Origin of the sequence: Pseudonocardia nigra (assembly GCF_019396355.1) — a bacterium.
In the GTDB taxonomy this organism is placed as follows: domain Bacteria; phylum Actinomycetota; class Actinomycetes; order Mycobacteriales; family Pseudonocardiaceae; genus Pseudonocardia; species Pseudonocardia nigra.
In genome coordinates, this window is sequence record NZ_JAHKRK010000487.1 from 1 (window position 1) to 1,140 (window position 1,140).

At 67.1% G+C, this 1,140-nt stretch carries 1 protein-coding gene; it reads left to right on the forward strand.

Translation table 11 applies throughout. The features are described from left to right. The first annotated feature begins 127 nt into the window (after nucleotides 1–127). Nucleotides 128–715: a MarR family winged helix-turn-helix transcriptional regulator gene (locus tag KME75_RS41785; RefSeq protein ID WP_219420548.1), complete on the forward strand. Its 588-nt coding sequence runs from the start codon at nucleotides 128–130 to the stop codon at nucleotides 713–715. The last annotated feature ends 425 nt before the right edge of the window (nucleotides 716–1,140 follow it).

A 1,140-nucleotide genomic window follows, 5' to 3' on the forward strand; every position in this document is an offset into this window, starting at 1 on the left:
TCGCCGTGGCTGTGACCTGCAGAGATAGTTCCGCCTGGACACACGGGCACCGGGCGGCCATCAGCTGTATCCGCAGGTCAAGTACCACTTTCCGTGTCTAGACGAATGGTCAGCTGCGGAACCCCGGATGAGCGGCCACGACGAGGTGGCGTTTTCGGCAGCCACCCAGCCCGATGAGCTGACCTATGATGTGGTCGACCTCCTGCTGACCGCAGCCAGCCGCACCAGTGCCGCCATCGCGGCCTGGCTGATCGACCTGGAACTCACACCCGTTCTGGCCAACGCACTGTGGCAGCTCGACCCCGATCGGGCCGCGCCGTCGATGCGCTCGCTCGCAGTCTCCCTGCGCTGCGACCCCTCGACAGTGACTTTGCTCGTCGACAAGCTCGAACGGCGCGGCCTCGCCCGCCGCACCGCCGTCGTGGGTAATCGCCGCGTCAAGCTCGTCGCGCTCACACCCGAGGGCCGTCGAGTCCGTCGCGAGCTGGTCGAGGCAGCCACGTACGCGGCGCCAACAGCGCGATTGAGCCGATACGAGCATGCGACGCTCCGAGACCTGCTGGCGAAGTCCCTGAACGAACCGACGCAGGACAGCGCGCCTGGCTCCGGCTGCGTCCACGAGGAGGCGTCCGCCGCAGCTGCCTCCACTGCTCAGAACCCGTGGCCGTCCTCTGCGCCGGCTCCTGCCCACATGAGCCCGAGCTGGCAGGGGTAACCGGCGGATTCGCGGATTACCCAGGTTCACGAGTGAACGGCACGGCAAGGAGGGCTCCGAGTGATACGCAAAGGTGACCCGGGCGAGCGGCGCGCCAAGGCCAAGCAGGCTCGGGCCGAGGGGCAGAAGCCTAGCGAGGCGGGCGTGACCACGGGCCCGGGACAAGCAGCCGCGCAACCTCGGCGGGAAGCAGGCGAAGAAGGCAAACGCACAGCTCCACGAGGATGGCTGTAGCACTCTGAACTGGATCTGGATCTGGCCCACGTTTCGTGATCGTCTCGACCCCCGGCGGCGCTTGGGGGGTCAGCGTGCGAGTAGGACTCGTTTGCGGAGCAGGTTGAAGCCGGCCCTGCCGTACATCTGTCGCTTGATCATCTTGATCCGGTTCACTGAACCTTCCACGGCGCCGGAGCTGTGCGGCAGGG